18 protein-coding genes and 1 tRNA gene are annotated in these 25,435 nt (G+C 60.6%); 14 read left to right on the top strand and 5 right to left on the bottom strand.

All coding sequences use genetic code 11. The features are described from left to right. From pnp to ACIOVD_RS17825, 3 genes are all read left to right on the top strand, one after another. The coding region (gene pnp, locus ACIOVD_RS17835; protein ID WP_401129358.1) for a polyribonucleotide nucleotidyltransferase at nucleotides 1-1,645 on the top strand (1,645 nt) is incomplete at its 5' end. A gap of 139 nt (nucleotides 1,646-1,784) precedes the next feature. Beyond that, nucleotides 1,785-1,860 (top strand) — tRNA-Thr (locus ACIOVD_RS17830). A 134-nt stretch (nucleotides 1,861-1,994) separates the two neighbouring features. Beyond that, the gene (locus ACIOVD_RS17825) at nucleotides 1,995-2,300 is read left to right on the top strand and encodes a DUF6388 family protein (protein ID WP_320333629.1); all 306 of its coding nucleotides are present in this window, start codon (nucleotides 1,995-1,997) and stop codon (nucleotides 2,298-2,300) included. A gap of 91 nt (nucleotides 2,301-2,391) precedes the next feature. Here the strand turns inward: ACIOVD_RS17825 and nadC are convergent, their stop codons facing one another. Next, a complete protein-coding gene (nadC, locus tag ACIOVD_RS17820) occupies nucleotides 2,392-3,240 on the bottom strand; it encodes a carboxylating nicotinate-nucleotide diphosphorylase (protein WP_095169457.1) in 849 nt (282 codons plus the stop codon). 180 nt (nucleotides 3,241-3,420) lie between these two features. Between nadC and ampD the strand changes: the two genes are divergently transcribed. From ampD to ACIOVD_RS17800, 4 genes are all read left to right on the top strand, one after another. Beyond that, nucleotides 3,421-3,981 (top strand): 1,6-anhydro-N-acetylmuramyl-L-alanine amidase AmpD, encoded by a 561-nt coding sequence (gene ampD / locus ACIOVD_RS17815; protein ID WP_401129355.1) that lies wholly within the window; start codon nucleotides 3,421-3,423, stop codon nucleotides 3,979-3,981. Beyond that, nucleotides 3,978-4,814, top strand: coding sequence for a regulatory signaling modulator protein AmpE (ampE, locus tag ACIOVD_RS17810; protein ID WP_095169455.1), 837 nt, complete (start codon nucleotides 3,978-3,980; stop codon nucleotides 4,812-4,814). The genes ampD and ampE overlap by 4 nt, the downstream gene beginning before the upstream one ends. A 181-nt stretch (nucleotides 4,815-4,995) precedes the next feature. Continuing rightward, complete coding sequence (locus tag ACIOVD_RS17805) at nucleotides 4,996-7,026, top strand: methyl-accepting chemotaxis protein (protein ID WP_401129353.1); 2,031 nt, start codon at nucleotides 4,996-4,998, stop codon at nucleotides 7,024-7,026. 177 nt (nucleotides 7,027-7,203) lie between these two features. After that, complete coding sequence (locus tag ACIOVD_RS17800) at nucleotides 7,204-7,590, top strand: hypothetical protein (RefSeq protein WP_401129351.1); 387 nt, start codon at nucleotides 7,204-7,206, stop codon at nucleotides 7,588-7,590. Between the two features lie 4 nt (nucleotides 7,591-7,594). Here ACIOVD_RS17800 and ACIOVD_RS17795 read toward each other — a convergent pair whose 3' ends face one another. Together ACIOVD_RS17795 and cra are read right to left on the bottom strand one after the other, a co-directional pair. Continuing rightward, nucleotides 7,595-8,371 (bottom strand): TatD family hydrolase, encoded by a 777-nt coding sequence (locus tag ACIOVD_RS17795; protein ID WP_401129349.1) that lies wholly within the window; start codon nucleotides 8,369-8,371, stop codon nucleotides 7,595-7,597. A 3-nt stretch (nucleotides 8,372-8,374) separates the two neighbouring features. Continuing rightward, complete coding sequence (cra, locus tag ACIOVD_RS17790; protein WP_320333632.1) at nucleotides 8,375-9,370, bottom strand: catabolite repressor/activator; 996 nt, start codon at nucleotides 9,368-9,370, stop codon at nucleotides 8,375-8,377. Between the two features lie 303 nt (nucleotides 9,371-9,673). Between cra and ptsP the strand changes: the two genes are divergently transcribed. From ptsP to ACIOVD_RS17765, 5 genes are all read left to right on the top strand, one after another. After that, nucleotides 9,674-12,535: a phosphoenolpyruvate--protein phosphotransferase gene (gene ptsP, locus ACIOVD_RS17785; RefSeq protein ID WP_401129347.1), complete on the top strand. Its 2,862-nt coding sequence runs from the start codon at nucleotides 9,674-9,676 to the stop codon at nucleotides 12,533-12,535. Then, the gene (gene pfkB / locus ACIOVD_RS17780) at nucleotides 12,535-13,476 is read left to right on the top strand and encodes a 1-phosphofructokinase (protein WP_401129345.1); all 942 of its coding nucleotides are present in this window, start codon (nucleotides 12,535-12,537) and stop codon (nucleotides 13,474-13,476) included. The genes ptsP and pfkB overlap by 1 nt, the downstream gene beginning before the upstream one ends. A gap of 11 nt (nucleotides 13,477-13,487) precedes the next feature. Next, entirely contained in the window at nucleotides 13,488-15,227 is a 1,740-nt protein-coding gene (locus ACIOVD_RS17775) for a PTS fructose-like transporter subunit IIB (RefSeq protein ID WP_401129343.1), read from the top strand. A 276-nt stretch (nucleotides 15,228-15,503) separates the two neighbouring features. Next, a complete protein-coding gene (locus tag ACIOVD_RS17770; protein WP_401129341.1) occupies nucleotides 15,504-17,753 on the top strand; it encodes an alpha-xenorhabdolysin family binary toxin subunit A in 2,250 nt (749 codons plus the stop codon). An 88-nt stretch (nucleotides 17,754-17,841) separates the two neighbouring features. Beyond that, the gene (locus ACIOVD_RS17765) at nucleotides 17,842-18,744 is read left to right on the top strand and encodes a hypothetical protein (protein ID WP_095169446.1); all 903 of its coding nucleotides are present in this window, start codon (nucleotides 17,842-17,844) and stop codon (nucleotides 18,742-18,744) included. 44 nt (nucleotides 18,745-18,788) lie between these two features. Here ACIOVD_RS17765 and ACIOVD_RS17760 read toward each other — a convergent pair whose 3' ends face one another. Then, a complete protein-coding gene (locus ACIOVD_RS17760) occupies nucleotides 18,789-21,320 on the bottom strand; it encodes a PepSY domain-containing protein (protein ID WP_401129339.1) in 2,532 nt (843 codons plus the stop codon). 132 nt (nucleotides 21,321-21,452) lie between these two features. Next, entirely contained in the window at nucleotides 21,453-23,780 is a 2,328-nt protein-coding gene (locus ACIOVD_RS17755; protein ID WP_095169444.1) for a TonB-dependent siderophore receptor, read from the bottom strand. A 208-nt stretch (nucleotides 23,781-23,988) separates the two neighbouring features. Between ACIOVD_RS17755 and ACIOVD_RS17750 the strand changes: the two genes are divergently transcribed. Together ACIOVD_RS17750 and ACIOVD_RS17745 are read left to right on the top strand one after the other, a co-directional pair. Continuing rightward, a complete protein-coding gene (locus ACIOVD_RS17750; RefSeq protein WP_095169443.1) occupies nucleotides 23,989-24,669 on the top strand; it encodes a Fe2+-dependent dioxygenase in 681 nt (226 codons plus the stop codon). Nucleotides 24,670-24,672: 3 nt separating this feature from the next. Then, the gene (locus ACIOVD_RS17745; protein ID WP_401129336.1) at nucleotides 24,673-25,428 is read left to right on the top strand and encodes a tetratricopeptide repeat protein; all 756 of its coding nucleotides are present in this window, start codon (nucleotides 24,673-24,675) and stop codon (nucleotides 25,426-25,428) included. Nucleotides 25,429-25,435 lie beyond the last annotated feature (7 nt).

Raw genomic sequence — 25,435 nt, 5'->3', positions numbered from 1 at the left:
TGCGTTCCTCGAAAGCACCGGCTACCTGCTGAACCCGACTTACGAACAACAGACAGCTTCGAGCCTGGACATGGTCGTTGCCGGTTCTTCGGAAGCCGTGTTGATGGTTGAATCGGAAGCCAAAGAGCTGACCGAAGACCAGATGCTGGGCGCGGTACTGTTTGCTCACGACGAGTTCCAGGTGGTGATCAACGCTGTTAAAGAACTGGCTGCCGAAGCTGCCAAGCCAACCTGGACCTGGGCTCCACAGCCTGAAGCCACCGCACTGCTGGGCGCTATCCGTGCCGAGTTCGGCGACGCTATCTCCCAGGCTTACGCCATCACCGTCAAGGCCGACCGTTACGCTCGCCTGGGCGAGTTGAAGGATCAGGTCGTTGCCAAGCTGTCCGGTGAAGAAGGCCAGCCTTCTTCCAGCGAAGTGAAAGCGGCTTTCGGCGAAATCGAATACCGCACCGTTCGCGAAAACATCGTCAACGGCAAGCCACGTATCGATGGTCGCGACACCAAGACCGTACGTCCTCTGAACATCGAAGTCGGTGTTCTGCCCAAGACTCACGGTTCGGCTCTGTTCACCCGTGGCGAAACCCAGGCCCTGGTAGTCGCGACTCTGGGCACTGCCCGTGACGCACAACTGCTGGACACCCTGGAAGGCGAGAAAAAAGACCCGTTCATGCTGCACTACAACTTCCCTCCGTTCTCGGTAGGTGAGTGTGGTCGCATGGGTGGCGCTGGTCGTCGCGAAATCGGTCACGGCCGTCTGGCTCGTCGTTCGATCGCCGCCATGCTGCCTGCTGCCGATGTGTTCCCGTACACCATCCGCGTGGTATCGGAAATCACCGAATCCAACGGTTCGAGCTCCATGGCTTCCGTTTGCGGCGCTTCCCTGGCCCTGATGGACGCTGGTGTGCCGATGAAGGCACCGGTTGCCGGTATCGCCATGGGTCTGGTTAAAGAAGGCGAGAAGTTCGCCGTCCTGACCGACATCCTGGGTGACGAAGACCACCTCGGCGACATGGACTTCAAGGTAGCCGGTACCGCCAAAGGTGTTACCGCGCTGCAGATGGACATCAAGATCAAGGGCATCACCGAAGAAATCATGGAAATCGCTCTGGGCCAAGCCCTGGAAGCGCGCCTGAACATCCTCGGTCCGCGGAACCAGATCATTGGTCAGTCCCGCACTGAGCTGTCGGAAAATGCTCCGACCATGATCGCGATGAAAATCGACACCGACAAAATCCGTGATGTCATCGGTAAAGGCGGCGCGACCATCCGTGCGATCTGTGAAGAAACCAAGGCTTCGATCGACATCGAAGACGACGGTTCGATCAAGATCTTCGGCGAAACCAAGGAAGCTGCTGAAGCTGCTCGTCAGCGCGTCCTGGGCATCACCGCAGAAGCCGAGATCGGCAAGATCTACGTCGGTAAGGTTGAGCGCATCGTCGACTTCGGCGCATTCGTCAACATCCTGCCGGGCAAGGACGGTCTGGTTCACATCTCGATGTTGAGCGACGCTCGCGTAGAGAAAGTGACCGATATCCTCAAAGAAGGCCAGGAAGTGGAAGTACTGGTACTGGACGTGGACAACCGCGGCCGTATCAAGCTGTCCATCAAAGACGTAGCAGCAGCCAAGGCTTCGGGCGTTTAATCACGCCCTGCGCCTGACCGCTTCAACGTTCCGAGAAATGCCCCGCAGTGAAAGCTGCGGGGCATTTTTTTGCCTGCAAGAAATTGACACCACTGGGGAAGTTGCCTGACCCCAAAGTCAGTGCTAGGTTTAGCCCACCGCCCGTGTAGCTCAGTCGGTAGAGCAGCGCACTCGTAACGCGAAGGTCGCAGGTTCGATTCCTGTCTCGGGCACCAGGCAGTACCTGTTTTCCAATGATCCCGAATGGTTCTGAAGGCCAGATACACCAGGCAACACGCGGTTTATTTGCGTCAGAGAGATCCTTGATGATCCAGATCCATCTTCCATTCCCCAGATCAAAGAGAACGCCATGACCGTTAACGCATTGACCCAAGAAGCCAGGCACGAACAAGCACTGCAGTCCTATCTGCGGGAGTCGCCGCAGTTGGCTGAAGAGATCAAGGACTTGAGTGCCGACGATCAGAAAGACCAGATCCAGTGGGCCTTCGAAGACGAGGCAGAATCCCAGGGCTTGCAGCCGTGGGAATTGACGCTCAAGTACACCTCAACCCCTGAAGAGTTCGAGGCTGCACGCCTGGTGCTGCACAAGGAGGCTGCCGAAGTGCTGGGTGTCGAGTGGCAGGAGTACTGCGAGATGAACAATCTGGTGGTTTGAAAGCAAGCGGCAAGCGGCAAGCGGCAAGCTGCAAGTCAAAGCAGATCCGCTTGCAGCTTGCAGCTTGCAGCTTGCAGCTTGCAGCTGCTCCTCAGAGGCTCAAGCGCATCGACAGGTCGATCGCCTTCACATCCTTGGTCAGCGCACCAATCGAAATGTAGTCAACGCCGGTCGCGGCGATGGGCAGCAGCGTACTTTCGTTGATCCCGCCGCTGGCTTCCAGTTTCGCCTTGCCGCCGTTCAGGCGTACCGCTTCGCGCATATCATCCAGGCTCAGCTCATCAAGCATGATGATGTCGGCACCGGCCGCCAGCGCTTCCTTGAGCTCCGCCAGGCTTTCCACTTCCACCTCCACCGGTTTGCCCGGGGCGATCTTGTGTGCGGCGGCAATGGCCTGGGCGATGCCGCCACTGGCAGCGATATGGTTTTCCTTGATCAGGAACGCGTCGTACAGCCCGATACGGTGGTTATGGCAACCACCACAGGTCACCGCATACTTTTGCGCCAGGCGTAGCCCAGGCAGCGTCTTGCGGGTGTCCAGCAGCTTGACCTGGGTCTGGGCGACAAAGTCGGCCAGGTACTGGGCGCGGGTGGCGACCCCCGACAGCAACTGCAGGAAGTTCAGCGCACTGCGTTCACCGGTCAGTAGCGAACGGGCCGGGCCTTCGAGATGAAACAACGGTTGATTGGGGTTCACCCGCTCACCGTCGCGCACTTGCCAGTGCACCGCGACGCGCGGATCCAGTTGCCGAAACACGGCATCGACCCATGCGGTGCCACTGATGACGGCCGCGTCACGGGTAATGATGGTGGCTTTGGCCAGGCGCTCGGCCGGGATCAGTTGTGCAGTGATGTCGCCGCTACCGATGTCTTCCAGCAGCGCACGGCGCACATTGGCTTCGATTTCGGCAGTCAGGTCGGCGAGGCGTAGATTCGGCATAACGGGCTCCACAAACAAAGTGTCACGATTATAGGGCCATGCCGGGAGTGAACCCAAGATCACAAATGCCTGGCCGGGGCATTACGCCGCAGACAGCGCCTCAATCGCGGCAAGTGATCGCACCCGTGGGGTGATCGCGGCATACTGGAGCCTGTCAAAGCCGTTGTTGAAGGAACCTGTATGCAGCTGGACCCCGCGAGTGGTTGGTTTGAAGGTGTGCGTCATTGCCCGTCACCCAACTTCAATGCGCGCCCCTCGGGCGAAATTTCCCTGCTGGTGATCCACAACATCAGCCTGCCGCCGGCGCAGTTCGCCACGGGCAAGGTGCAGGAGTTTTTCCAGAACCGCCTGGATGTCACCGAACATCCCTATTTTGCAGGGATCGCTCACCTGCGCGTGTCTGCGCATTTCCTGATCGAACGTGACGGCAGCGTCACCCAGTTTGTCTCTTGTCTTGAGCGGGCCTGGCACGCGGGTGTTTCGCTGTTCGAGGGGCGCGAAGGTTGTAATGATTTTTCCCTGGGCATCGAGCTGGAGGGCACCGATGATCTGCCGTTCACCGACGCCCAGTACCAGGCGCTGACAGCCTTGACCCTGCAGTTGCAGGGCGCGTTTGCGGCGATCTCCACTGAACGTATCCAGGGCCACAGCGACATCGCGCCTGGACGCAAGACTGATCCGGGGCCGGCGTTCGACTGGACGCGTTACCGCGCCGCCCTGGCACAAGGGGAAGGACAATGAGTTTTGTGGTGTTACTGCTGGCCGTATGGATCGAGAAGTTTTCGGCACTGCGCCACCGGGTACAACGCGACAGCGGTTGGCTGCGCGAGTTGGCCAAGCTTGAAAGCCATCCCCGGCTGAGCCGCCAACCCTGGCTGGTGCTGGCCCTGCTGGTGTTGTTGCCGGTGGCCTTGCTTGGCTTGCTGTTGCTGGTGCTGGAGCCGGTCGCCTATGGCCTGTTGGCCTTGCCGGTGCATTTGCTGGTGGTGATCTACAGCCTGGGCCGGGGCGACATTCTGGGTGAGCTGGGGCCGTTTCGCGATGCCTGGCGCCGCGAAGACCTGCAAGCAGCCGCCCATGTCGCCCAGCGTGACCTGGGGATTTGTGCCGACAGCGGTGAGCAGTTGCTGCAACTGGTGCAAGCCCGCTTGTTGTGGCAGGCCTACCAGAGCTTTTTTGCGGTGATTTTCTGGTATTTCCTGCTCGGTCCGGTCGCGGCCTTGAGTTATCGCTTGCTGGCCCTGGCGGCCGAGCACAGCAAGCAGCCGGCGCTGGCCGAGCGTGCGGCGCAGTTGCGCCATGCCTTCGACTGGTTGCCGGTGCGCCTGCTGGCAGCGAGTTTTGCCCTGGTGGGCAACTTTGTCGCGGTCAGCCGGGTGATGCTGCATGAATTGCTCAATTGGAACATCAGCGCCGCGCAGTTGATCGAGAAAACCGGCAAGGTCGCGGGTGAAATTCCGGCACCCGTAGCGGGCCCCGAGGGCATCAACAGCCTGGACCAATTGTGGGAATTGCTGCTGCGCGCAGCCGTGGTCTGGTACGCCGGGTTCGCCCTCTGGACCGTCCTGCTCTAATTCGATCCCGCAGGCTGCGTCCGACCCTTGAAGCGGTCGCCAACCCAGTCTGCGGCTCGTTAACCTTAAGTTACAAAAACTCCTGCCGATTTAAGCTATACAGAAGCAGCGCGCCGTAGTGGCTATCTGCTTTCTTTGCGTGCCTGCCGATAAAAATAAGAAATGAAAAGGGGGACTTCTTGTGAAGAGTTTGCTCTATCCCGCCGTGGCACTGATGAATCGCCTGAGCTTCGGCATGAAGTTCAGCCTGATCAGTGTGCTGTTCCTGCTGCCGATGCTGGTGACCAACTTCTACCTGGTGCGCGACTCCTATCGCGAATTCCAGGGCACCCGCATTGAATTGCAGAGTCTCGACCTGCTGGGCAGTGGCCTGGCTCTGCGGCGCGACCTGGAGACCCTGAACAACCTGGTGCAGATCAACTCGACCCTGGGGCAGTCCGGCAAGGCTGGCGATATCGAAACGAAAATCAGCGCCCTGGAGCAACAGGTCCTGGCCCGCCTGCAGGGCCTGAGCGCCATGAGCGACGACCCGGAGCACGTCAGCGTGTTCGAGGCCAAGCGCGATGAAATGCTTGCCGCGTTCAAGGCCCAGCAGACGGAAAAGTCCCTGCAGAGCAAAAGCGCGATGATCGCCAAGCTGCTGGGCAACGCGCAGATCTTTGGTCAGATCATCAGCAGCCAGGCGGGCTTGAGCCGCGATAACCAGAGCGATATCCGCCAACTGAGCGAACTGCTGACCAGCGTCACCCCACGCATTACCCAGATCCTCGGCGACGGCCGGGCCATGGGCGCATTTTCCCTGGGGCAGGGGTTCCTCAATTCGGCATCCTCCACCCGCTTCGATGAGTTGCTGGTGCAGATGGAAAAACTCCAGGCCGAGTACGCCCTCAAGCTGCAGGATGCGCTGGGCGCCAGCAATGCCGCGCGTGAGGTGCTGGAGCCGGCAGCCACTGCCAGCCAGGCCACGCTCAAGCAAGCCAGCGAGCTGTTCGAAGAGCAAGTGGTGATGGCCGATACCCTCGATGCGCCCTGGCAGGGATTCTACGACCAGGTCAGCGCCCTGATGCAACAGACCTATCAACTCAACGACGCGACCCTGAGCTTTCTCGGCGTGCAGTTGCAGCAACGCCTGGAGCAGAACCGCACGCACATGATCCTGCAGGCCGTGGCCCTGTCGGTGGTGTTCGTGCTGATTTTCTACCTCTACGGCGGTTTCTACGTTTCCACGCGCACCACCCTCAAGCGCCTCGGGGCGGTGATGGACAAAGTCGCCGCAGGCGACATGACGGTCACCTTCACCGCGCACAGCCGCGACGAGTTGGGGGAGCTGGGCAAGGTGTTCAACGCCACCGTGGCAAAAATTCACGACCTGATCCAGCTGGTGGGGCAAACCGTCAACGAAGTCGAGCGTCAGGCCGGCCAAGTGGAGACAGTCTCGGCCCGCAGCAATCAGGCAGTGGCCGGGCAGCGCTCGCAGATCGAGCAGGTGGCCACGGCGATGAACCAGATGTCAGCCACCGCCCAGGAAGTCGCCCGCAGTGCCGCGACAGCGGTGAACAGCGCGCAAAGTGTCAACGACGAAACCATCAGTGGCCGTGGGCTGGTGGAGTCCCAGCAGGGCAGCATTGCGCAGCTGGCCCATGAGATCGACGCGTCGGTGCTGGTGATCAACCAGTTGGCGAGTGACAGCCAGTCCATCAGTCGGGTGCTGGAAGTGATCAAGAGCATCGCCGAGCAGACCAACCTGCTGGCCCTCAATGCGGCCATCGAGGCCGCTCGTGCCGGGGAGCAGGGGCGTGGGTTCGCGGTGGTGGCCGATGAGGTGCGCACCCTGGCCAAGCGTACCCAGCAATCGACCGAAGAAATCGAGCAGATGATCGCCAGGTTGCACAGTGGCGTGGGCGCGGCGGTCAAGGCCATGGGGATCAGTCACCAGATGGCCAGTGGCACGGTGGGGCAGTCGGACAAGGTGCAGAAGGCCCTGGCCAACATCCTTGGGGCGGTGGGTATGATTGTCGATCAGAACCAGCAGATTGCCGCGGCGGTCGAGCAGCAGACGGCGGTGGCCCACGATATCGACCGCAACATCGTCGAGATCAACCGCGCCGGCGAGCGCACCGCCGAAGGAGCGCACCAGACCGAGGACGCCAGCCGCGCGCTGTCGGCCCAGGTGGTGCAGTTGAAACATCTGATCAGTGCCTTTCGCGTGTGATGCTCAGAGTCAGGTCGACTGGGGCGGCCTGACTTCGAATGTTCTGTAGTACAAGTTCCTTCCGCCTGTGGCTTCGGTCCGAAACCAATGCGCGCCTACGGTTTTAGTCTTCAATAAGCAGAGGCTCGCGCGCTTACTGGCACCCGCGAATGTGCCACTGCCTCGAGGATCAAACTCATGACGGCCACCTCCCAGGGAATCACCGGGCAATGTGTTCATTGCCAGGTCACCCTGATGCTCAAGCCTTGGCAACTGAATGCCATGGCGATCAACGAGACGTTTACCTGTCATCACTGCCAGAAAAGCCTGCAGCTCAGCGGTCCTGCCGAGCTCAAGCGCCTCAAGGCCCTGGATTCACTGACCATGCTGCGCGCGAGTCTGCGGGTGATGATCGCCAGCGCCTTGTTGGTGGCCCTGGTGATGGAATGGCTGGGGCTGTTGACGGGAATCGAGCAACTGAATGTGTCGCTACTGGCGCTGTTCATCTACTGCGTGGCGATGCGTTATGCGCGGCAACGGCAACACCTGAAGTTGGTGCTGCAGGCCGCCAGGGCACACGCTTAGCCGGTTACCAGTTGAAGAGTTGGCAGGCATTGGCGGTGCTGGCCGCGGCCAGTTGTTCGGGGCTGATGGCCATGATTGCGGCCAGCGCCGCGCAAATCGCCGGCAGGTGAGCCGGGCTGTTGCGTTGGCCGGGGTACATGGCGGGCGCCATGTCCGGCGAATCGGTTTCCAGTACCACCGAATCCAGCGGCAACCCGGCGATCACCTTGTGCATGCGCAGGGCTTGTGGCCAGGTGGCGGCCCCGCCCAGGCCGAGCTTGAAGCCGAGCTTCAGGTATTCGCGGGCCTCTTCCCGGCTGCCGGCAAAGGCATGGATGATCCCGCCGCGGGGCAACTTGAAGCGCTTCAAGGTGGCGATCACCGCCGCGTGACTACGGCGCACGTGCAGTAGCGCCGGTAGCGCAAAATCCTTGGCCAGTTGCAGTTGTGCTTCAAGCAGCACTTGCTGGCGCTGGCGATCCAGGCTTGGGAGAAAAAAATCCAGGCCAATCTCGCCCACTGCGCACAGTTGCCGATGACCGGCGAGGCGGGTCAGCCAGTCCGCCAGTTCGTTGAGGTCAGTGGGACGATGCTGATCGAGATAGACCGGGTGCAGGCCGAATGCGGCGTGCAGGTCCGGGTCACTTTGCACCAGGTCCCAGACGCGCTGCCAATTAGCCTGGTACACCCCCAGCACCACCATGCGCCTGACCCCCAGCGCACGGCTTTGCGTGAGCAGCGCCTGGCGGTCGGCGTCGAAGTCGGCAAAGTCCAGATGGGTGTGGCTGTCGATCAGCTCCACGGCTCAGTCCTGATGAATGCGCTGCTTGAAAGTCCGCGCGATGGCCTGGACGCCGGGTTGGTAGTGGGCTTCCTCGATAGCCGCGAGGGCCAGTTGCAGGGCCTTTTCGGCAATCAGTTGATGCTGCTGCGCCATGGCGTTGACCGGCAGGGGCAGGAAGTCCAGCAACTGGGTGTCACCAAAGGTGCCCAGGCGCAGTGGGCGGTTTTTCAGCGGGAAGTCATGCAGGGCATCAAACACGCCTTGCAGCAGGACGTAGGAGGTGGTCACCAGTGCATCCGGCAAATGCCCGAGGCGTTGCAGCAACTCCTCCATCAACTGCCGGCCGCCATCACGGCTGAACGACTCGCTGTGCTCGATCAGCACCTGGCCCTGGAAGTCGACCAGCGCCTGTTTGAACCCGGCGGCACGCTCCTGGCTGATGCTCAGTTCGGGCCGTGCGCCGATCAGTACGATCTGCCGGGGCGCCGGTGTCAGCAGACTGCGGGTGAGCTGCAGACTGGCTTCGCGATCATCGCTGATCACCGAGCAGAAATGCTCTGGCTCCATCACCCGGTCGATGGCAATGATCGGTAAACCCTTGGCCTGCAACTGGCGATAGCTGTCGTCGCTGGCCGGCAGGCAACTGGCGACAAACAACGCATCACAGCGGCGTGCGCGAAACAGCTGGAGCAACTGGCGCTCGCTGTCCGGGGCGTCGTCGGAGCTGGCAATCAGCAGCTGGTAGCCACGGGCCCGCGCGCCTTGCTCCAGGAGCTTGGCGATGCGTGCATAACTGGGGTTTTCCAGGTCCGGCAGAATGAAACCCAGGGTGCGGGTATGCCGACTGCGCAACCCGGCCGCTTGCGGATTGGGGGTGAAGCCGTGCTGTTCGACCACCGCGCGCACGCGCTCGACGGTGGCACTGCTGATGCGCTGCTGTTCGGCCTTGCCATTGATGACGTAGCTGGCGGTGGTCACGGACACACCGGCGAGCTGGGCGATATCACTGAGTTTCAACTCGGGAGTTCCTTGTTTTTTCGAGCGTGCCCCGACATTTTCGCCAATCCTACCTGAATAAGGCAGCCGACCAATGTCGCACGCAACCGACCGGTTGGACTTCAAGCCTGAGAGATTATCGAGTAACGTGCCATCTAATCTAGATTAAACGTTTCAGCAGGCGTATTTTCTGCACTATTGACTCTTTTGTCCGGTCTGCCGCGTAACTGCCAAACAATGCCCTGAAAAAGTGCACGGATAAAAGCCTAAGCTGATTCATTCAAAACAATACCTGGTGCCCCAAGGCACCAAAAAGGAGAACCGATGCTCGAGCTCACCATAGAGCAGATATCCATGGCCCAGAGCGCTGTGGATAAAGCCGCTGCATTGCACCTGCTGGCCGACAAACTGGTCGCCGATGGCCTGGTGGCCGAGGGTTACCTCAGCGGGTTGCAGGCGCGAGAAGCCCAGGGCTCGACCTTTCTCGGTCAAGGTATTGCTATCCCCCACGGCACCCCGGATACCCGCGAGCTGGTGCACACCACCGGCGTGCGCCTGTTGCAGTTCCCTGAAGGCGTGGACTGGGGCGATGGGCAGATCGTGTACCTGGCGATCGGTATTGCGGCCAAGTCCGATGAGCACCTGCGCCTGCTGCAATTGCTCACCCGCGCCCTCGGCGAAACCGACCTGGGCCAGGCCCTGCGCCGCGCCAGTAGCGCCGAAGCGTTGCTCAAACTGCTGCAGGGGGCACCGCAGGAACTGGCGCTGGATGCGCAGATGATCGGCCTGGGCGTGTCCGCTGACGACTTTGAAGAACTGGTATGGCGCGGCGCGCGCTTGTTGCGCCAGGCCGACTGCGTGAGCAACGGCTTCTCGGCAGTCTTGCAACAGGTCGAGGCGTTGCCGCTGGGCGATGGGTTGTGGTGGTTGCACAGCGAGCAAACGGTCAAGCGTCCGGGTCTGGCGTTTGTCACCCCGGACAAGCCGATTCGTTACCTGGGCCAACCGCTGAGCGGGCTGTTTTGCCTGGCCAGCCTCGGCGAGGCCCACCAGGCCTTGCTGGAACGCTTGTGCGCGTTACTGATTGAAGGTCGTGGCCACGAGTTGGGCCGCGCTACCAGCCGGCGCGCGGTGCTGGAAGTGCTGGGCGGCGAGCTGCCGGCCGATTGGCCGAGCGCCCGGATCGCCCTGGCCAACGCCCACGGCCTGCATGCCCGCCCGGCGAAGATCCTGGCGCAGTTGGCGAAGAGTTTTGAGGGTGAGATTCGCGTGCGCATCGTCGATGGCCAGGACAGTGCCGTCTCGGTGAAAAGCCTGAGCAAGTTGCTGAGCCTGGGTGCCCGTCGTGGCCAGGTGCTGGAGCTGATCGCCGAGCCGAGCATTGCCAGCGACGCGCTGCCGGCCTTGTTGGCGGCGATCGAAGAGGGCCTGGGTGAAGAGGTTGAACCTTTGCCCGCCATCAGCGCACAGCCGCAAGTCATCGCCGATATCACCACGGTGCTGGTCGCACCGGCTTCCGGCAGCCTGATCCAGGCGATCGCCGCCGCCCCCGGAATCGCCATCGGTCCTGCCCATATCCAGGTCCAGCAAACCATCGAATACCCGTTGCGCGGCGAGTCCACGGCGACAGAGCGCGAGCGTCTGCACGCCGCCCTGGCCGAGGTGCGCCGCGACATCGAAGGCCTGATCCAGCGCAGCAAGGCCAAGGCCATTCGCGAGATTTTCATTACCCATCAGGAAATGCTCGACGACCCGGAGCTGACGGACGAAGTCGATACGCGTCTGAAGCAGGGCGAAAGCGCCGAAGCGGCCTGGATGGCCGTGATCGAGGCTGCGGCCCGGCAGCAGGAGTCGTTGCAGGATGCCTTGCTCGCCGAGCGGGCCGCGGACTTGCGCGACATCGGGCGCCGGGTGCTGGCGCAACTGTGTGGCATCCCGACCCCAAGCGAGCCAGAGCAACCCTACATCCTGGTAATGGATGAAGTCGGTCCCTCGGATGTGGCCCGCCTGGACCCGGCCCGCGTGGCCGGCATTCTCACCGCCCGTGGTGGCGCCACCGCCCACAGCGCCATTGTCGCCCGTGCACTGGGAATCCCGGCGCTGGTCGGTGCCGGCGCGGCGGTGTTGCTGCTGGCCCCGGGCACACCGTTGCTGCTCGATGGCCAGCGTGGGCGATTGCATGTCGACGCCGATGCCGCAACCTTGCAGCGCGCCAGCCAGGAGCGCGATACCCGCGAGCAACGCCTCAAGGCTGCCGCCGAACAACGCCATCAACCGGCACTGACCCGCGACGGGCATGCCGTGGAAGTGTTCGCCAACATTGGCGAAAGCGCCGGAGTGGCCAGTGCGGTGGAGCAGGGCGCCGAAGGTATCGGCTTGCTGCGCACCGAACTGATTTTCATGGCCCACCCGCAAGCCCCTGATGAAGCCACCCAGGAAGCAGAATACCGGCGGGTGCTCGATGGTTTGGGCGCACGTCCGCTGGTGGTGCGCACCCTCGATGTCGGCGGTGACAAGCCGCTGCCTTACTGGCCGATCGCCAAGGAAGAAAACCCCTTCCTCGGCGTGCGCGGCATTCGCCTGACTCTGCAGCGTCCGCAAATCATGGAGGGGCAGTTGCGCGCCTTGTTGCGCGCCGCCGACAACCGCCCGCTGCGGATCATGTTCCCCATGGTCGGCAGCGTCGACGAGTGGCGGCAGGCGCGGGACATGACCGAGCGCCTGCGCCTGGAAATCCCGGTGGCCGACCTGCAACTGGGGATCATGATCGAGGTGCCGTCGGCTGCGTTGCTGGCGCCGGTCCTGGCCCGCGAAGTCGACTTCTTCAGCATCGGCACCAACGACCTGACCCAATACACCCTGGCCATCGACCGCGGTCACCCGACCTTGTCGGCCCAGGCTGATGGCCTGCACCCGGCGGTCCTGCAACTGATCGACATCACCGTGCGTGCCGCCCATGCCCATGGCAAATGGGTGGGGGTGTGCGGCGAGCTGGCGGCGGATCCCCTGGCGGTACCGGTGCTGGTCGGCCTGGGGGTGGACGAATTGAGCGTCGGCGCGCGCAGCATCGCCGAGGTCAAGGCGCGGGTGCGTGAATTGAGCCTGGCGCAGGTACAACAATTGGCCCAACAGGCATTGGCCGTGGGCAGCGCACAGCAAGTGCGCGAATTAGTGGAGACGCTGTAATGGCCCGCATCTTAACCCTGACCCTCAATCCGGCCCTGGACCTCACGGTGCAGTTGCCGCTACTGGCGCCCGGTCAGGTCAATCGCAGCACCGCCATGCACACTCACGCTGCCGGTAAAGGCGTGAACGTGGCGCAGGTGTTGGCCGACCTGGGGCATCAAGTGACCGTCAGCGGCTTTCTCGGCGAGGACAATCTGCAGGCGTTCGAGGCGTTGTTCGCCCGTCGCGGTTTTGTCGATGCCTTTGTCCGCGTTCCAGGGGAAACCCGCAGCAATATCAAGGTGGCCGAAGACGACGGACGCATCACCGACCTCAATGGTCCAGGCCCGGTGATCAGTGCGGTGGCGCAGCAAGCGTTGCTTGATCGGCTGGAGCAGATTGCCCCCGGGCATGCTGCGGTGGTGGTTGCCGGCAGCCTGCCTCGTGGTGTCAGCGCCCAGTGGTTGCAGGCACTGTTGCGCCGGCTCAAGGCCAAGGGCTTGAAAGTCGCCCTGGACACCAGCGGCGAAGCGCTGCGCGCAGGGCTGGCAGCCGGACCATGGTTGATCAAGCCCAACAGCGAAGAGCTGGCTGAGGTGCTCGATTGCGCGGAGCTGTCGCTGGCGGCCCAGGCCGAGGCGGCGAGCCGCTTGCACGCGCAAGGTATCGAGCACGTGGTGATTTCCCACGGCGCCGATGGGGTCAACTGGTTCAGTGTCGGCTCGGCGCTGCATGCCACACCGCCCAGGGTCAGCGTGGCCAGCACGGTGGGGGCCGGCGATTCCTTGCTGGCGGGCATGTTGCACGGCCTGCTCAGTGCCGACACCCCGGAGCAGACACTGCGCACCGCCACCGCGATTGCCGCGCAGGCGGTGACCCAGATCGGTTTTGGCATCCACGACACGGCGCAGTTGGCGCAGCTTGAACAGGCGGTGCGTGTTCGCCCCCTGACAGAACAATAAGAGGGTTGGTCATGAAGTTAGCCATTGTTACTGCCTGCCCCAATGGCATGGTCACCAGTGTGCTGTGCGCCCGGCTGCTGGACGCTGCGGCGCAGCGCCAGGGCTGGAGCACCAGTGTCGAAGTGCACGATGGGGCGCACCCCGAACGTCAGCTGTCGGCTGCCGTCATCGATGATGCCGAATGGGTGTTGCTGGTCAGCACCGGTGCGGTAGACCTGTCGCGGTTCGTCGGCAAGCGCCTGTTCCAGAGCACGCCGTCCCAGGCCCTGCAGGATGTCGATGGGGTGCTGCGCCGGGGCGCCGAGGAAGCGCAGGTATACAGCGCGCCGCTGGCCATGGCCGAGCCGGTCAGCGCCAGTCAGTCAGCGCCGCGCCTGGTGGCCGTCACGGCCTGCCCGACGGGCGTGGCCCACACGTTCATGGCGGCCGAGGCCTTGCAGCAAGCGGCCAAGCGCCTGGGCTACGAATTGCAAGTGGAAACCCAGGGCTCGGTGGGAGCGCGCAATCCGTTGAGCGCCCAGGCGATCAGTGAGGCCGACGTGGTGCTGCTGGCGGCAGATATTGAAGTGCCAACCGAGCGTTTTGCCGGTAAGAAAATCTACCGTTGTGGCACCAGCATCGCCCTCAAGCAAGCCGAGGCGACCCTGAACAAGGCGCTGGCCGAAGGCAAGCTGGAAAGTGCAGCGGCCGTGGCGGGTAGCCCGGTCAAGACGCAGAAGACTGGCGTCTACAAACACCTGCTGACTGGCGTCTCGTTCATGCTGCCGATGGTGGTGGCGGGTGGCCTGATGATCGCCTTGTCCTTCGTGTTCGGCATCGAGGCGTTCAAGGAGCAGGGCAGCCTGGCGGCGGCCTTGATGCAGATCGGCGGCGAAACCGCGTTCAAGTTGATGGTGCCTTTGCTGGCGGGTTACATCGCCTATTCGATTGCCGACCGTCCGGGCCTGGCGCCGGGGATGATCGGCGGCTTACTGGCGAGCACTCTGGGCGCCGGTTTCATCGGCGGGATCATTGCCGGCTTTATCGCCGGGTACGCCGCGCAGGCGATCAATCGTTATGCTCGTTTGCCGCAAAGCCTGGAAGCGCTGAAACCGATCCTGATCATTCCACTGCTGGCGAGCCTGTTCACCGGGTTGGTGATGATCTACGTGGTGGGCAAGCCGGTGGCCGGGATGCTCACCGGACTCACCCACTTCCTCGATAGCATGGGTACCACCAATGCGATCCTGCTGGGGGTACTACTGGGTGGGATGATGTGTGTTGACCTCGGTGGGCCGATCAACAAAGCGGCCTATGCGTTCTCGGTGGGGCTGTTGGCCTCGCAGAGTTATGCACCGATGGCCGCCACCATGGCCGCCGGCATGGTGCCGCCAATCGGCTTGGGTATCGCCACCTTCATCGCCCGGCGCAAGTTCGCCCAGGCTGAGCGCGAGGCGGGTAAAGCGGCTTTGGTGCTGGGGCTGTGTTTCATTTCCGAAGGGGCGATCCCGTTCGCCGCCAAGGACCCGCTGCGGGTGATCCCGGCGAGCATCGCCGGGGGCGCCCTGACCGGTGCGCTGTCGATGTACTTCGGCTGCAAACTGATGGCGCCCCACGGCGGGCTGTTCGTGATGCTGATCCCCAACGCGATCAACCATGCCCTGTTGTACTTGCTGGCAATTGTCGCGGGTAGCCTGTTGACGGCAGTGGTGTATGCGCTGCTCAAGCGTCCAGAGGCGACCGAACTGGTGCTGGAGCCGGCCAGCGTATAAGGACAAGCAGTAGGCTCGACTCGACCTGAGCTAGCCAGGTTGTTGCCCAGCCTACTGTATTCCACTTATGTCGGTTTAAGTTGGTGTGAATATTAAGATCTTGTTTGTGCTAGCGCTTCTGGAATATGTGCATACAAAGCGCTTTTTTTCTGGCTTGCGTAGTGTCGTGTTGGCTGTCTAATCTTTTGAATATGGTGTCTGCTAAGTGGAGTCGTTACTTCACTTGATGGACATAATTAAGCCAGTGATTGGTTTTTCATATCAAAAGGAGTTGTTATGGACGTGCAGTTGTGGGAAGCCTCGTTAAAAAATAAAACCACGGAAGAAATTGCCAGTTTTGCCGCGGCGGTTCCAAAGGGCATGCTGTCCTTGTCGAGCGGCTCGTCGAGTGAGATTATTCGCCCGGCAGGATTGTTGCTCACCAAAAAACAGATCATTGATCTTAGAAAGTATGAAGCAGCTGGGTTGGCACTCCCGCAAACCAGTGGCGATGTTGACCGTTATTTGAGTTTCGGCGATCTGCACGACGGAGGGGACGGATTTCGGGCAGCGGATTTTTTAGCAACATTCAATAAAGTATTCAACCATGCCATCAGATGGCAACCATTGCGTGCACGCATCATGCTGACCGGTACTCACTTGAGACTGTTTGGTTTAAACATGGCCGTTTACAGTCAGTCGGTAGAGGAAATCTACAGTGATGTGCGGGCCGTCAACAGGTTGGAAACCCAAAATATTTCGACCTATGAGCAATTGCGGGAGTGGGAGCTCAAGGCAGGGAACGAGTTCCCTGGGTTGCTACTGGATAACGAGATCGTATCTGATTTAGGTGATGTGCTGGACTCGATTGCCCACCAAATCCTGGAGTATCTGGACGATGTCGTCAGCATAAAAAATGATCTGGATAATTTTGCAGTAGAACTACGTGAAGAAGTAACGCCTCGCATAAAATTGTTAACAGCCTTCATCTCAAATAATACCTACGCTTCTGATATTGAAGAGCTGAACAAGGGGATTGATCGGCGTGCGAGCCGTATCGATGAGTTGAACGCTCAATACAAGGCGTTGGTCAGTCAATCGTTGACGGCAGCCTCGAGCTTTTCTCTCATTGGGTTGGGTGTTGCGATTTATTACGGTGTTGAAGCTGAAAATACCCGTGCCGAGCGCAATAACCTGGGCGAAGAGCAGGATGACGCAATCAAGCAGCTTTCCGGCATGAATAAAACTCTGGGTTCACTTCAACGGGTCAGATCAGATATGCAGAATCTGACTGTCGTTGCGGTCGAGGCCGACGTGGCGACAAAAAATCTGATTCATGTCTGGAACGTGATTCATAACTATACGAGTCAGTCCGCCAAGGAGATCTCGAAAATGGAGGACGCTGTCAAACTGAGGCAGTTCATGACTCAGTTCAGATTGGTGGCGGCACCGTGGGCCGAAATTCATCAGAACGCTGATGCACTGGTGGCACTGTTCAAGGAGGCCGACGAAGAGTTTAAGGCTGGATATGGTATTCAAGGAGCGAAGAGCATGAAAACGCTGGTGCAAACTCAAACCTATCCAGAGTTGAAGATTGATGTCCTGCGTAATTGCAGTGGGCAGTTGCGCGATGAGGCTGTCAAAGCCAGGATGTATTTCTTCAAGAGCAACTATTTACCCACAGTGAATGAAGTGTTTAAGGGCGTGCAGGGCGAGGTCAGCGGCAGCTTACGTGATCTGGCAGAGTCAGCCTTGACGACAAAACTTGATCTTAAATCCCGAATCGCCCAGTTGACCGCGCTCAATCAAGAATTGGCCGATGGATCCGATGAGGTTGAAGATATCCACAGCGAGCAGGTTGAGTTATTGGCGCAAGCGCATGAAGCGGCCTCTCGCATGTCAATCAAAGTGATTGAGCGCAGGGCCGCGATCAGCGTGCCATTTGATCAAGGTATGACCGCAGGCTTCATGGCCGCGCTCCAGACGGATTTAGTTGATCATGCAGCTGTACTTGTGCGTCTGAACGGCAAGTTGGTTGAGCCTGAAAAGAAGTTGAAAACTATTTCAGATGCGGTGGATGAGCTCAATAAAATTGGGCTTTCAGAGGCCTTTAAGTCTGTGGAGCTCACTCTGGATAAAGTAAAGGAGTTAGGGGCAACTCCGCCTCAGGTGCAATTGGTGATGGCCGCGGTCGAGAAGCTGAAACAGGATTTGGAAGGAGTGGTCAAAAGTATTTCGTTTGTATCGATGATTAAGGAAAGTCACACGCTGCGGGTGACTGTCGAGGAGATTTATCAAGAAATAGCCGTTGAAAGTCGAAGGGGGCGAAATATCAACGATAAAATGGAGTTGATCAAAGCCTTTCATGCGATGGATGATCAGCGAAAACTGTATGTCGAGGAGTATGCGGTTGCGGCTGCCGCAGTCAGCCGATTCCTGATGAGCCTGGAGGACTATAAGGCCAGTGGCCTACAGGATCAGGTTGCTGGATTCATGCAAGAGGCGAGCACCTTTGTCAGGTTTCTCGATCCGGTAACCTATCTGTAACTGCAGTTAACTAAACACCCCGAAAAGTCGCGTGCAAGGGTTAATGGCACGCGATTTTTTCTTGCGTTCATTTACTGGGGTATCAGCCATGGATGTGCTTTTATTGGGTGCCGAAGATTACATCGTTGTTCGAAAGTACTATAAGTTTTTATTGCAGGTAGGGTGTGGGGATGTCGTAACCCATCGACCGGAGTTCGCGCCGGTGTTGGCGCTGTACGCCAACGATCTCAGTGAGGCAGCGAAAACGAATCTCGATCGGTGTCGTTATTTGATGCGTCAGGCGGGTGCTTTAAGTGAAGACATTCTAGGGTGTGTCAACAGGGGCGAAGTATTTCACGGGGCCTGTCGTCGAGCCTTGCTTCACGCTCCGAAGGACCGGCGCTTACTGTTGAACTCGATGTTGTGCGATTCGTTCGATTTTACCGACACTGACAAAAGCATTTGCCGTAAGTACCAAGTTGTCGGTGTCACAGATCAGTTGTCGAGAGAGTATGCCAATGCGCTGTCATTTGTGGAGGAATTCTCAGCTGAAGTGAGTTCGCTTCGGCAGGATATCCACAAGCTGTTTGCCCCGATCTTGAAGACGAGAGCGTCTGAACTTTCTCTTCCTTCCACGCAAGCGCCACAGAGCATATGTGAAACCTGGTTCCTCTGTGGGGAGCGGGCGACTTTCCTTGCCGAGTTGTGGGAAAGCGTCATTGAGGATGACTTGAATAGGAAAGCCGAGCTGGACCGGTTGGCACGAATCTATGCTTCTACGTCCTCGGCGTTGTTAAACCTTGGGGACTTCCTGTATCGGATTCAGTATTTTTTTCGCACGATGATAAAGCGACTCTCTACGATCACAGCCGTGTCGAGGTTCTCTACGCTGTTGCTGGCGTGTGAATTGCTCGCCGAGGTGCTTGTTGGTCTTCGAGTAAGGGCTGAGCGCCTTGGAGAGTGGTCGGAGTTCGAGAGGAATCACACCGCTTTTGGTGCGGATGAAGAATGAATTTTTAGGGCGCCGGACGCGCCTTTGGCTGCGTCCGGCCAAGGTCAGTAAACGTCGCGGCGATAACGCCCTTGCTCGATCAACTGCAACACCACCTCGGCGCCCAACACCTCGTTGAGCACCTGGTCCACCCCTGAAGCCATCCCTTGCAGACTGCCGCAGATGTAGATCACGGCGCCATCGGCCAGCCATTGCTTGAGCACGCTGGCGTGTTCGCGCAGGCGATCCTGAACGTAGATTTTCTCGGCCTGGTCCCGTGAGAAGGCCAGGTCCAGGCGTTCCAGGTCGCCCTCGATCAAGCAACTTTCCAGCTCGTCGCGGCATAGGTAGTCATGCGCGCGATTACGTTCGCCAAACAGCAACCAGTTACGGGTCTGGCCGTCGGCGATGCGGGCCTTGAGCAGGCTGCGCAGGCCGGCCAGGCCAGTGCCGTTGCCGAGCAGGATCATTGGTGCCGGGGCGGCCGGCAGATGGAAGCCGCTGTTGCGCCGCACCCGCAGGCTGATCGCCGAACCGACGGTCGCGTGTTCGGTCAGCCAGCCAGAGCCGATGCCCAGGCTGCCGTCGGGGCGACGCTCCTGGCGCACGATCAACTCGAGCACGCCGTCGGCGGCAATCGAGGCAATCGAGTACTCACGCATCGCTAGGGGTACCAAGGCGTCCACCAGGGCCTGGGCATGCAAGCCGACCAAGTGTGTGCGATTGTCCGGTAACTGGCGGCTGGCCAAGGCCTGCTCGAGGGTCTCGAGCAAACCATCGAGCTGTACCGCCGTCTCGCCCGGGATACCCAGCCCCTCAAGGAAGTGCTCGACCGCCCACGGGCAGTTGCGTGGCAGCACTTCCACCAGGTCGCCGGCCAGCCAACTGCTGGTGTCGGGGGCGGTCAGGCCAAGCAAATACACTTCGCCACCGCTGCTGTCCGGGTTCAACAGCTCACGTTTGCTCAAGGTCCAATGGTTGTAGCTTGGGGCTTGCCAGGTGGTGACCGGGGCGTGGCCGGTCAGTTGGCCGAGTTGCTGCTGCCAATGACTCAAGGCGTAGGGGTCGGCACTGTCGACTTCCACCGGGGCAAACAGGGTGGTGCCGCCGTGCTCGGCCAGCCAGCCATGCAAGCGTCGGGCGAAGCCACAGAAGTGCTGGTATTGCCGGTCGCCCAGCCCCAGCACCGCATAGTTGAGGCTGGACAGGCTCGCCGCCCGGCCCAGCACCTTGCGCTCGAAACCACGGGCACTGTCCGGTGCTTCCCCGTCGCCAAAGGTACTGACCACAAACAGCGCGTTGCTTGAGTCGCGCAGGTCCTGTTCGCTCAGGTCGGCCAACGGCTGGACCTTGACCGGCAAGCCGGCGGCCTGCAGTTGGCTGGCGGTCTGCCAGGCCAGTTGCTCGGCAAAACCGCTCTGGCTGGCAAACCCGATCAGCCAGGCCGGGGCATCGCCGGTGGCTGGCGCGAGGTCTTTGCGAGCTTGCTGGACCTGGCGTTTCTTGCGTCGTCGATCGAGGTACAGCAACCAGCCGGTGATGAAAAACAGCGGCATCAGCAGGGATGTGACCATCAGCACGATGCGCCCGGCGAGCCCGAAGTAACTGCCAACGTGCAGCGCGTAGATGCTGGTCAGCAATTGCGCATTGAGGCTCTTGTCGCTGTAGCGGTCATGGCGCTTGATGATCCCGGTGGCCGGGTCGAGGCTGATCTGGTTCAGCGCGCGGTCATGGGGCGAGGTCTTCAACAGGTAGTAGACCGTGGCCTGCTGGCCGGCCACTGGCGGCAGGCGCACGTTGTACGCGCTCAGGTCCGGGCCTGCGACGCTGTAGATGCTGCTCCAGACTGCGTTGTAGTCGACCACCAGCGCCGGACCGGTCGGGGGCGGCCCACCGCGCGGCTGGCGTACACGCTCCATTTGCGGTCCGTCGGAGAGTAGTTTGGTCACGCCCTTGCTATACCACTCGTAGGACCAGGTCAGCCCGGTCAGCGCGGCCAGCAGGTACGCCAGCAGGCACCAGGTGCCGGCCACCGAGTGCAGGTCCCAGTTGAAGGCCCGGCCTTTTTTACGCCAGTCCAGGGTCAGCCAGACGCGCCAGCTGCGCCACTGGCGTGGCCAGCGCAAGTACAGCCCGGAAAGGCAGAAAAACACCAGGATCAGGGTACAGGCACCGGTGATTTGTCGACCGAGATCACCCATGGCGAGAAAGCGGTGCAGTTGCAGCATCAGGCCAAAAAAGTCCTGGCCAACCACCTCGCCCATGAGCTCGCCGGTGTAGGGATTGACGTAGCGCATCTGCCCGCGTCGTTCGCCCGGCGGCGGGGTGAAGAACAGGCGCGCGGCATAACCGTTGTCGATGTCGACCCAGAGCATCGAGACTTTTTTGCCCTCGCTGGCTTCGACCCTGGCCACCAGGTCGGCGGGTGGCAACACCCCGGCAGGAAGTTTTTCCACCTGCAGCACCTGGGGGTTGAGTGCGCGCAGGATCTCGTCCTGAAACGACACGGTGGCCCCGGTAAAGCCTATCAGCGCCAGGACCAGCCCCGCGCTGATACCGAAGAACCAGTGCAGCTGGAACAGGGTTTTCTTCAACACGTCGACCGCCTTGTTCGTTCAAATATGTATTTCACGGCGCGCATTATGCCGTGTGTTATCGGTAAGCCTGGTTCTTTACGCACAAAAGCCCCGCTCATCGAGATGAACGGGGCCTTGGGCTGCACGCTTCCTTTAGAAGTGGAAGTTGGTGCTCAACAATGCCGTCCGGCCCGCCGCCTGGTTGGCGAAGTGGGTCGAGAACGCCTTGTCGTAGTAGGTCTCGTCGGTGAGGTTCTGCACGTTGAGTTGCAGGTCGACGTTTTTGCTCAGCTTGTAGGCAGCCATCGCGTCGTAACGCACGTAGGAGTCGACCATGGTGGTGTTGGCCACGCTGCCGAATACGTCATCGACGTAGAACGCACCGCCACCGACCGTCAGCTTCGGCGTGACCTGGTAAGTGGTCCAGACGCTGGCGCTGTTTTTCGGGGTGTTCGGCAACTCGTTGCCATCGGTCACGCTGAGCGGGCCGCCGTCGACTTGCTCGCTGTCCATGTAGGCATAGCCGGCGAAGACTTGCCATTTGTCGGTGAGCTTGCCGCTGGCCGACAGTTCGAGACCCTGGACCCGGGTTTTGCCGGCGTTTTCGTAGGTGGTGCTATCGACCTGGACGCGGGCGTTGTCTTTCTCGGTGCGGAAGATATCTGCGGTCAACGACAGGCGATCGTTCAGCAGGTCCCACTTGGTACCAATTTCGTAGTTCTTGGTGGTTTCCGGCTCCATGTCGCTCTTGAGCTGGTTGCCCGCACGGTCAGGGGTACCTGCCAGCGAGTTGCCTTCCATGCCTTCACCGACGTAGTTGCCCGGTGGCGTCGCGGAAGTGGCGTAGGAAGCGTAGATGCTGCCGTTTTCCGCCGGCTTGTAGACCACACCGAACTGACCGGTGATGAACTCGCTGGTGTCCTCGCCCTTGGCTTCGATGCCTTTGTTCACGACAGTCGCACCGGCACCATCGTAGGTGCGGTACTTGGTATCGAAATGGTCGTAACGCAGGCCCATGTTCACCAGCCATTGCTGCGACAGCTCGAGGGTGTCGAACACGTAGATGGCGCGGGTGTCGGCTTTGGTATCGGTGCCGGCGTAGTTACGCGAGATCGCGCCGTTCCATGGGTCGCTCGGTGTCGGGTTGGACAGCGAGGTGCAGTTGTAGCCGCTGGAAGCACCGATCAGCGACGGGTTGCACTTGCTGGTGCTCAGCCCGGTGTTGGTGTTGACGTTGTACGAAGACTTCTCGCTTTCTTCACGGCTGAACTCGATGCCGGTGGAGAAGCTGTTCTTGAAGCCGGCGATGTACACGTCGCCGAACAGGTCGGTCTGGTTGGTGGTGGTGTCGGTGTTGCTGACACGGGTGTTGGCGCGGCGCCACACGGTGCCGTTGTTGACGTTACCCTTGCTGTCGTCCGGCTGGGTCAGGATGTAGTCCTGCATGCTGCTGCCGTGGCGCAGGGTGTTCTTGACGGTCAGCGCGTCGTTCAGATCGTGCTCGATGGCGAAGGTCGCGGTATCGGTACGGGTCTTGCGGAAGTCGCGGTCGGTCAGGCCGTAGAAGTTGCTGTCGCTGCCGCCACCGGTGGTCGGCTTATCCGGGTTGCCCTTGTTACGGTCGGCCGAAAGACCTGACGCCGGCATGCTGTAGGGGATGCCCGAATCCGGAGTGTCGTTGCTTTCCAGGTGGTAGTAGTCAAGGTTGACGCGGGTGTCGGTACCCAGGCCGAACGCCAGGGATGGTGCGACGCCCCAACGGTCGTAGTCGACACTGTCGCGACCGGCCACGTTGCTTTCGTGGCTCATCAGGTTCAGGCGGCCAGCGGCGTTATCGTTGAACTGGTAGTTACCGTCCAGGGTGTAGCGTTGGGTCTGGTCGGAGCCCCAGGTGAAACCACCGTCGAGCGAATCGCCCAGGTGGGCTTTTTTGCTCACCAGGTTGATGGTGCCGCCAGCGGCGCCGCGACCGCCGATGGCGGAGTTCGGGCCCTTGCTGACTTCGATCGACTCCACGGCGAAGATTTCACGGCTTTGCGAGCCAGTGTCGCGCACGCCGTCCAGGTAGGTGTCGCCTTGGGCATCGAAACCACGGATGAATGGGCGGTCGCCTTGCGGGTTGCCCCCTTCACCGGCACCGAAGGTGATGCCTGGCACGGTGCGCAGCGCATCCTGCATGTTCAGGGCGCCAGTGTCCTTGAGGACCTGTTGCGGAATCACGGTCACGGAGCGTGGGGTGTCAATCAGCGGCGCGGTGTACTTGGGCGAAGAAGCCTTTTCAACCTGGTAGGAGGTCGCATCCGAGGCTTCACCGGTCACGCTGGTAGCGTCCAGTGCGATCGCATTGCCGGAGGTTTTCGCGTCAGTCTTTTCTGCGGCGAAAACCATGTGGCCGGCGGAGCTGGCGGTAATCGCCACGCCAATTGCAGAAGCGAGCAAACGTGGTGAGCTGACCGGTGATTGTTGTGGCTGGCGTGACATGGTGAATTCCCCTCCCCAAGGATTTGAGGCCGCGGAATATAGGGTAAACACGTATTTGTATCAATTGCGAAATATTGCCATTTGCATTTAATTTACATTCTTTACAATTTATCCTTACGGTTTTTACGTTCTCGTTCGTCACGCCGGTTTTACATAGTCAATAAGAATCAATACCATTGCGATCCTTTGACTTTCAGGTGTCGCCCCCATGCTGCTGCATATTCCCGGCTTGTTCTCCCGTGAAGAGGTGCAGCGCATCCGCGAGGCGCTGCAGCAGGCTGATTGGGCCGATGGCAAGATCACTGCCGGGTTCCAATCGGCCAAGGCCAAGCACAACCTGCAACTGCCCGAAGGCCACCCGCTGGCCCAGGAAATCGGCGCGGCGATGCTCGACCGACTGTGGAAGCACCCGCGCTTCATGTCCGCTGCGTTGCCGCACAAGGTTTTCCCGCCCTTGCTCAATTGCTACACCGCCGGTGGCAGTTTCGACTTTCATATCGACAACGCCGTGCGCCAACCCAAGGGTAGTGTCGAACGCGTGCGCACCGACCTGTCGTCGACCCTGTTCTTCAGTGACCCGGACGAATACGACGGTGGCGAGCTGGAAATCCAGGACACCTTCGGCACCCAACGCGTGAAGTTACCGGCGGGCGACCTGGTGTTGTACCCGGGCACCAGCCTGCACAAGGTCAATGCGGTCACGCGCGGCACGCGGTACGCGTCGTTCTTCTGGACCCAAAGCCTGGTGCGCGAGGACAGCCAGCGCGCCTTGCTGTTCGAGATGGATGAAGCGATCCAGCAACTGACCCAGGACATGCCCGATCACCCGTCGTTGATCCGCCTGACGGGTACCTACCACAACCTGCTGCGTCGCTGGGTCGAGGTCTGAGCCGTGAACTTTCGATTGCGCCGTGAAGAAGTCCTGAACGGCGAGCAACTGCGCGCCATGCTCGGCGAAAGCCCGGCCCGCGCGGCCCAGGCGATTGTACTGGCGGCCAAGGCCGGGAGCATCGACGGCCAGGCGCTGCTGGGGCAGATCCTGCTGGAAGGGCGAGGCATTGCCAAGGACCAGGCACTGGCCGTGCGCTGGTTCGAAATCGCAGCCCGGGGCGGACACCTGATGGCGCGCAACATGCTCGGCCGTTGCCATGAGCATGGCTGGGGTTGTGTGGCGGATGCATCGGTTGCCGCACGGCACTATGCAATCGCCGCCGATGCGGGCCTGGACTGGGCGCTGTACAACTTCGCCAATCTGCTGGCAACCGGGCGCGGAGTGGCTGAGGATCAGGTCCAGGCGTTGAACCTGTATCGGCGCGCTGCTGACGCCGGTCACGCCAAATCAATGAACCTGCTGGGGCGCTATCTGGAAGAAGGCCTGGCCTGCACGGCCGATCCGTCAGCGGCGCGCGCCTGGTATCGACGGTCAGCCGAAGGTGGCGATTTTCGCGGGCAATTCAGCCATGCAACATTGCTGGCGCAGGACGGTCACGTCGATGAAGCGCTCGTGTGGCTCAGGAAAGCCTTGGTCGGTGGCAATGTGAACTTCCTGCGGGTCAGCAGTGCATCGCTGCTCGGCGCAGATCATCCAAAAATCCGCGAGATGGCGCACGCCTATCAAGTGCGCTTATCTCAACTAATCGAGTTGTAAGTGTTCA

The sequence above is a fragment of the Pseudomonas sp. NPDC087626 genome (assembly GCF_044743405.1).
In the GTDB taxonomy this organism is placed as follows: Bacteria; Pseudomonadota; Gammaproteobacteria; order Pseudomonadales; family Pseudomonadaceae; genus Aquipseudomonas.
This window is presented reverse-complemented; position numbering and strand designations above follow the sequence as displayed.

Coding starts and splice junctions, on each gene's coding strand:
- ampD (WP_401129355.1), top strand. CDS start 3,421: ATGCAGCTGGACCCCGCGAGTGGTTGGTTTGAAGGTGTGCGTCATTGC.
- ptsP (WP_401129347.1), top strand. CDS start 9,674: ATGCTCGAGCTCACCATAGAGCAGATATCCATGGCCCAGAGCGCTGTG.
- ACIOVD_RS17775 (WP_401129343.1), top strand. CDS start 13,488: ATGAAGTTAGCCATTGTTACTGCCTGCCCCAATGGCATGGTCACCAGT.
- ACIOVD_RS17755 (WP_095169444.1), bottom strand. CDS start 23,780: ATGTCACGCCAGCCACAACAATCACCGGTCAGCTCACCACGTTTGCTC.
- pfkB (WP_401129345.1), top strand. CDS start 12,535: ATGGCCCGCATCTTAACCCTGACCCTCAATCCGGCCCTGGACCTCACG.
- ACIOVD_RS17825 (WP_320333629.1), top strand. CDS start 1,995: ATGACCGTTAACGCATTGACCCAAGAAGCCAGGCACGAACAAGCACTG.
- nadC (WP_095169457.1), bottom strand. CDS start 3,240: ATGCCGAATCTACGCCTCGCCGACCTGACTGCCGAAATCGAAGCCAAT.
- ACIOVD_RS17770 (WP_401129341.1), top strand. CDS start 15,504: ATGGACGTGCAGTTGTGGGAAGCCTCGTTAAAAAATAAAACCACGGAA.
- ACIOVD_RS17800 (WP_401129351.1), top strand. CDS start 7,204: ATGACGGCCACCTCCCAGGGAATCACCGGGCAATGTGTTCATTGCCAG.
- ACIOVD_RS17765 (WP_095169446.1), top strand. CDS start 17,842: ATGGATGTGCTTTTATTGGGTGCCGAAGATTACATCGTTGTTCGAAAG.
- ACIOVD_RS17750 (WP_095169443.1), top strand. CDS start 23,989: ATGCTGCTGCATATTCCCGGCTTGTTCTCCCGTGAAGAGGTGCAGCGC.
- ampE (WP_095169455.1), top strand. CDS start 3,978: ATGAGTTTTGTGGTGTTACTGCTGGCCGTATGGATCGAGAAGTTTTCG.